The organism is Nocardia seriolae NBRC 15557 (assembly GCF_007990715.1).
GTDB classification, from domain to species: Bacteria; Actinomycetota; Actinomycetes; order Mycobacteriales; family Mycobacteriaceae; genus Nocardia; species Nocardia seriolae.
In genome coordinates this window covers 1-6,701 of sequence record NZ_BJWY01000208.1, presented here as the reverse complement: position 1 = coordinate 6,701, position 6,701 = coordinate 1, and the positions used below count along the sequence as shown (strand labels likewise).

The 6,701-nt window shown below is 63.9% G+C and carries 6 protein-coding genes; 4 read left to right on the top strand and 2 right to left on the bottom strand.

Going from position 1 to position 6,701, the window contains the following annotated elements:
• From NS2_RS34660 to hisS, 4 genes are all read left to right on the top strand, one after another.
• A partial coding sequence (locus NS2_RS34660) for a 2OG-Fe(II) oxygenase (RefSeq protein ID WP_222594907.1) occupies positions 1-740 on the top strand: 740 nt, incomplete at its 5' end.
• Between the two features lie 112 nt (positions 741-852).
• Positions 853-2,634, top strand: a complete 1,782-nt coding sequence (locus NS2_RS34655) for a carbamoyltransferase family protein (RefSeq protein WP_052087085.1) — start codon at positions 853-855, stop codon at positions 2,632-2,634.
• A 2-nt stretch (positions 2,635-2,636) separates the two neighbouring features.
• The gene (locus NS2_RS34650) at positions 2,637-3,425 is read left to right on the top strand and encodes a class I SAM-dependent methyltransferase (RefSeq protein WP_036552152.1); all 789 of its coding nucleotides are present in this window, start codon (positions 2,637-2,639) and stop codon (positions 3,423-3,425) included.
• Positions 3,426-3,495: 70 nt separating this feature from the next.
• Positions 3,496-4,764 carry a histidine--tRNA ligase gene (gene hisS / locus NS2_RS34645; RefSeq protein ID WP_052087084.1) on the top strand — a complete coding sequence of 423 codons (1,269 nt, stop codon included), beginning with the start codon at positions 3,496-3,498 and terminating at the stop codon, positions 4,762-4,764.
• A 267-nt stretch (positions 4,765-5,031) separates the two neighbouring features.
• Here the strand turns inward: hisS and NS2_RS36550 are convergent, their stop codons facing one another.
• Together NS2_RS36550 and NS2_RS34640 are read right to left on the bottom strand one after the other, a co-directional pair.
• The gene (locus tag NS2_RS36550) at positions 5,032-5,181 is read right to left on the bottom strand and encodes a hypothetical protein (protein WP_155239282.1); all 150 of its coding nucleotides are present in this window, start codon (positions 5,179-5,181) and stop codon (positions 5,032-5,034) included.
• Between the two features lie 616 nt (positions 5,182-5,797).
• Positions 5,798-6,187: a hypothetical protein gene (locus NS2_RS34640; RefSeq protein ID WP_143161232.1), complete on the bottom strand. Its 390-nt coding sequence runs from the start codon at positions 6,185-6,187 to the stop codon at positions 5,798-5,800.
• Between the last annotated feature and the right edge of the window lie 514 nt (positions 6,188-6,701).

Below are 6,701 nucleotides of genomic sequence, written 5' to 3'. Positions count from 1 at the left end.
GGACACTAGAGGGGAGCAACCCTATGCACCGGCAGCCGACCGACATCCGCAGCAAGCCGCCCGAACTCGGCCCGTGTACTCACTCCGACACCGTGATCCTCGGCGGAAGGATTGTCGCTCTTCGAATCGATGATTTCTTCGACGACCGCACAGCACACGCGCTCGCGAACTGCCTCGGCCACCTGGCCTACGAACGCGACGAGATCGCCGCTCAGAAACGCGTCAACCGGGCCATGAGACACGGAGATCTCCCCGATGACCCACTCATACACTCCGAGAACGCACCCGGGCACAGGCATGCCCTGGAAGCGCTGTCGATCTTCGAAAGTCCGTGGCTGCTCAATGAACTCGAACGGACTCTCGGGATCTCCCTGAGAGTTCTGCGCCCTGCTACCCCGTACCGAATGGACGTCGCCGACTATATAGAGCCGCATGACGACCACCCGGCACCGGAGTATCGACTGTCGTTGGCCTGCAACCTCACCCGAGACTGGAAGATTGGGGACGGCGGGGAGACCGTGGTCGGACTGGTCGATACCGTCACCGAATTCGATGATCCCGAATTCTTCTTCCCGTTGAAGCGGTGGACCCTACAGCCCGAGCAACGCGTCCTCACACCCGTTTTCAACTCGGTGCTGGCGCTGCCGTTGTCTCCTGACCACGCCCACGCCGTCCGGCCGGTACTGCGGAGCAGCCGGTTCTCGATCACGACCCTGTACGGCCACGACGAGGCTACGTGACGCATCAGCGCCGCCCGGCCTACGACGTCGACGGACAGGGCGGGCTGTCTCGTGGCTTCGTCAGCCGAACCGATCGACTCGATTTCGAAAGCTCTTCGCAGAGAGGAAAACCGTGCGCGCCGATGAAACCGTTCTCGGAGTGAATCTGACCCGTACCGCCGACGGGATCGATCTCGACGACGGTGCCGCCGCCTTGTTAGAGGATGGCCAAGTCACCGTCGCGATCGCCGAGGAACGCGTGGTCCGGCGGAAACACGCCGGTGGTGTCGCCAAGGCCGCGCAGTACTGCCTGACGGCTCGGGAGCTGACGCTCGCCGACGTCGACACGGTCGCGGTCAGCATCTGCTGTGATGCACCGCCCACGCCGGACTTCGCGCTGAGCCAGTTGAAATCCGAAGGACTCCCCGTCAGGGAGGACCAACTTCTGGTGCTGCCTTCCCATCATCTGTCTCACGCTGCGAGCGCCTTCTACCCGAGCCCCTTCGACGAGGCACTTGTGATCGTGGCCGACAACGAAGGCACCATCCTGGGCGAACGACACGATCCCCGCTACTGGCGAAACCGGTTGGAACGCACCAGCATCTACGTCGGACGCGGCAACGAGCTTCAACTGCTGCGCCGATACGCGGACAAACCGAACCAACTCGGATTCGGTGCGGCCTATAACCACTTCACGAAATGGCTCGGATTCCGCAGCCACCACGACGCCGGCCAAACAATGGCCCTTGCCGCATACGGCACCGGCCAATACGACCAGGTGACCGTGTTCTCCTCGGCCACCGACGATTTCGAGTGCCTGCTACGCCCTCCCGTCTTGCCCTCAGGTGACGCCCCGGAACCTAGCGGGCCCCTGGACGAGTACGACCTCGAAGCGGCGCGGGTCCTACAGGCCGACGCCGTCCGAGACCTCATCCACGAGCAGTTCGGCATCGACATCGGTCCCGGCCTCCAAACCCGCGAGAACCCCACACCCCTGCAGTTCGAGGTCGCCTGGCTGATCCAGACGCAACTGCAACGCGCGCTCACTGCGCTCGTACGAGCAGCTGTCGCCGAAACCGGAATCCGCCGCGTCTGCCTGGCCGGCGGTGTGGCGCTCAACTGCGTCGCCAACACGATCATCGCCGAACTCGATGACGTCGAGGACCTGTTCGTCCAGCCCGCGGCCAGCGACGTCGGTCAGAGCCTCGGCAACGCTCTGTGGGCCCACCATCGGCGGACGGAGAACGAACGGACTTGGCGGATGCCGACCTGCTCGTTGGGCCGCACCTACACCGATGCCGAGATCGAAGCCGCCACGCGGCGCTGGGCTGACAGCATCGCCGTCGAATCGATCGACGACACCGCCGCGGTCGGCGCACGGCTTCTCTCCCAGCAAGAGATCATCGGATGGTTCGACGGCGGAAGCGAATTCGGCCCGCGCGGACTCGGCCGACGCGGCATCCTGGCGGACCCGCGCACCCCTGACTCCAAGGAACGTCTCGACGCCGTCCATAAACTTCGAGCGCCATTTCGCCCCTATGCACCGAGCATCCTCGCCGACGAGGTCGAAGCGTGGTTCAGCATCGACAGCAGGTTCACTCGCACCGCGGCTCAGGCCATGGCATCGATGCTGGTCGCGCCCGCAGTGCGCCCGGAGAAGCGCCGACGGGTCCCTTCCATCACCTTCGTCGACGGCACAGCCCGCCTCCAGGCCGTCACCCACCAGGAGAACCCCCGCTACTACCAGCTGATCCGCGCATTCGACGACATCACCGGAGTGCCAATCGTTTTGAACACCTCATTCAACGCCAGTGGCGATCCGATCGTGGAGACTCCTGACGACGCGATCGAGTCCATGCTGAAGATGCGGCTCGACGCCTTGCTCATCGGCCGCTACCTGATCCGGGCACGGTGACCATGTTCGACGCCGACGGAATCGCCGCGCAACGCGACGCCGCGTACTACGACCTGTTCACCGACTGGCGTCGCGACACCGACTTCTTCACCACCGTCGCCCGACGTATCGGCGGCCCGATTCTCGAACTCGGCTGCGGCACCGGCCGAATCACGATTCCCATCGCACAGGCCGGCATCGACATCGACGGCATCGACATCGCGCCTGAACGCCTGCGCATCGCCCGACAAGCCGCCGAGAGGCTGTCGCCGACGACTCCGGTCCGGTTCTTTCCCGCCGACATCCGCAAGTTCAGCCTCGACAACACATACCGGCTGGCGCTGTTCCCCTACCGTGTTCTCCAAGAACTCACCACGACCACCGACAAGATCGACTGCCTGCGATGCGTGCACGACCACCTCGATCGCGGCGGATTCGTGCTCGTGGACAACTACTGCCCATCCGTGGCCTACCTCGCCACCGACCCGGACTCGTGCACGACCACGAGCGAGAAGCACGGGCCAGCCGGTGAGCACATTCGCCGCACGCAACGCGTGATCTCCCGCGACCACGCCAACCAGACCCAACAGCTGGAAGTCGTCTACGACATCACCCACCCCGACGGATCGACCGAGCACCTGGTCATCCCCTACAGGACCAGTTACATGTTCCGTCTCGAGCTCGAACACCTCCTCGCCCGCTGCGGATTCACCGTGACCGAGATCTGGGGCGGGTACGAGTTCCAGGACTTCGGCGACGACCCGCCCGGAGAGCTGATCGTCCTCGCCCAACGCGCCGACCGGTCATCATGACGAACCTCTACCATCTGAGTGTGCCGCGAACTCCGGCGGCGAATCCGAAACGAACGAGCAAAGGATCCTGGTGAAAGCCGACAACAGCCCCGCCCGCGGAATGAGGGACTTGCTGCCCGCCGACGTCGCGACCCGGGACCACGTGTTGCATGCGATCACCACCACCTACCGCGCCTTCGGCTACCAGCGCATCGAAACCCCCGCGCTCGAAGACATCAACCGCCTCCAAGGCGGCCAAGGCGGCGAGAACGAAAAGCTCATCTACCAGGTGCTCCGCCGCGGGCTGCCCGACACCGTCGAAGCCACGACCCCGACCCGCGACCTGATCGATCTCGGCCTCCGATTCGACCTGACCGTTCCGCTGACCCGCTTCTACGGCAACAACCACGCCGACCTGCCCACCCCGTTCCGGTCGCTGCAAGTCGGCCCCGTCTGGCGTGCCGAACGCCCGCAGAAGGGTCGCTACCGGCAGTTCTATCAGTGCGACATCGACATGATCGGCGAGCCGACCGTCCTCGCCGAAGCAGAACTGATCGAAGCAACCACCGCAGCCCTGGCCGCCGTCGGCCTCACCGACGTCACCGTCCGCCTGTCCGACCGCCGCTTCCTCAGCGCCCTCGCGACCGACGCCGGTCTGTCCGAAGACACCTGGGACCGCTTCTTCATCGCCCTCGACAAGCTCGACAAAATCGGCTGGGACGGCGTGCGCGCCGAACTCGACAAGCTCGGGTTCTCCGCGGACTCGATCAACACCGCCCTCGACAAGATCAGCAGCCTGCAAGACATTCCAGCCGAGAAGCTCGCCGACACGCTCACCGCAACCGTCCCCAGCCTGGCCGATGACGTGGTCGCCGACCTTGCAGCGACTACCGCCAGCCTCGATGCCCTGGCCCAGCAACGGCCGCTGAAGTGGGAGTTCGACCCCACGCTCGTCCGCGGCATGGGCTACTACACCGGCCAGATCTTCGAGATCACCCACCCCGAGATGTCCAGCTCTGTCGCGGGTGGCGGCCGCTACGACAAACTCATCGGCCGCTCGCTCGGCAAAGACGTCCCCGCGTGCGGATTCTCCATCGGCTTCGAGCGCATCGTCGGACTCCTGACCGACGACATCCAGCGCAATGCCACAGCAGTCCTGACCGAATCCGACGTTCCGATCTCCGACGCGCTCACCGTCGCCCGCAGTCTGCGCTCCTCCGACCGAGTCATCGAGGTCGTCCGTCGCAGCGGCAAACTCGGCGCCCAGCTGAAACGACTCCAATCCAGCGGATTCAGCACGTTCGTCCTGGCCGGAATCGAGGATGGCGAACTGAAGGTCAGCGACGAACGGTCGATCTGACGAGCAGACGACGAACCTGCGCGCGGTTCTCCCTGTGCCCTCCGATACGGAGGCGATGGAAGGAACCCGCGCCGGTGAAGCGTGACGGCGAACCCTGCCGCAGCATCCCGATACGATTCATGACGTGTCAGATGAAGTGCGCCTATGCGGCCGTTGCAAGGATGTCGTCGGCCGTGAGCCGAATCCAGTCGGGCCCGGTGGGCAAGCCTGCGAGCAGTGCATCGCCGAAATCCGCGAGGTCAACTCGACTCTGTGGGGCGGCGAGGACTAGAACCTTCCGGGCACGCGGAGATCGGCGAGCCACCGCGCCAGCGTCTCACGGCATTCGAGCGGCAGGCTCACGAATGGAGCCGGATGGCCGTACTCGTGCGCCGTCCGCAACTGGGATTGATCTTGCCGGTCGGCGTTCTCGCTCATATCGGCCATCCTCACACGCGCGGATTGTAGAGGAGCCAAAGGCCGCGCAGCCCAGCAGCGTCGCCGCTCGCGGTGTAGTCGTGCCCGACCACCTCCCCCCTCCAGCCAGGTCGCATTCTCGCGCGATCTCGACGTCCGGAGCGCCCTGTCACGAATGTTTCGTGGTTATCAACGACTTTCGGGATCATCGAGTTCGGGCCGTTCCGGTGAGGTAGCAGTATTGTTCAGTCCGGTCGTGTCGCTCCCACGCCGTCGATGGTTCTCAGTGGGGCCGAGATGGCAGTGGTTGTCGACGGGAAACAGCCTCCGTAGTCGGAGTCCGGACAGTAGTGTTTTCGTCCATTCTCGGCCTGGGTGAGGCTTCGGTGTCAGCACGATGGTTCCTGAGTGGGGAGAGGTCCACTGTGTTGCGTGTCGATACCGGTCGGGGTGTCCGAGTCCCACGATGAACGGCATGGACGCTACCGGTGCTGGGACGGCCTTATCCCGCGGCGGGGCTGTCTCCGTCGCCGAGACGCAGGTCGCGCGTGAGCGCGAGGGTGGCTATCCGGCATCCCGGATCAGAGCGTCGAGGTCCTCGGTGACGGCGCGGGCGCTCCTCCTCTCCAGGCTCGCTCTACAGCCCGGCTCGCATCAGGAACAGGACCCCGTTGTCCTGATTCTTGAATGAGCCAACACTGAAGGTCAGTCCGGTGCGCTTGTTCTTGTACACCATCCAGGTTTCCGCGTTCTCCACCACGAAGCAGACTTCTGCGTCGCCGCTATCTCGCGGCGTAGTCGGGCCGCATCCGCGTCGATTATCTGAGTTAGGGTCCACTGCGCCGGTCAGCGTTGGATATGCACCAGGGCTGCCGTCGAACCACCGGGCGACGAAAAGGTCACTGAATGGCCCATCACTCTGGAAGAACCGACACGAGAACAGATCGCGCAAATCGGATTCGTTCCTATATTCGCAGTTCACAGCCTCGGCCAGTTGCTTTGGCAGCACAGCACGAAACTGGTCCACACTCGTGATGTTGTTCAGAGGCACAGAGCTCGTACTAGGAACAGTCGGAATATTGGACTGAGTCGGGGTGCTCGCGCTGGGATGGTTGTAGACTGCGGTTCCGGTCGCGACAATCGCCGACAGCACCGCCGCGCCAATGCCGACTGCACCAGCGGTCTTCCAGAATCGGCGGACTTCACTCTCTGGCGTCGATGCGGGGTTCGGTGGGTCTGGAGAACCGGCCGGTTGGGTTGATCCACTCGAACCCGTTGCGCCAATGGTCAACTCCCTGCCCCCTTGCTCGGAAACTTGCCGTCAGTTTACGACGACAGCGGCTCTTATCTCAGTTGGTAGAGCAACTCGTTGAGGCCGGGCCCCGTCGAACTTTGCGTCGAGCCCCCAGTTGCCGTCGCCGACCTCATGGACGAACGTCGCGGGCTCGTAATCGAAATCATTACGCCAAGTGACTTTCACGTATCACATGATCAGTTCCTTTCCGATCGAATGATGCGCCGTTGACCGCTACCTAGTGTCC

Bases quoted from the DNA above. Each gene is read 5' to 3' on its own strand.
- NS2_RS34650 (WP_036552152.1), top strand. From the start codon at position 2,637: ATGTTCGACGCCGACGGAATCGCCGCGCAACGCGACGCCGCGTACTAC.
- NS2_RS36550 (WP_155239282.1), bottom strand. From the start codon at position 5,181: ATGAGCGAGAACGCCGACCGGCAAGATCAATCCCAGTTGCGGACGGCG.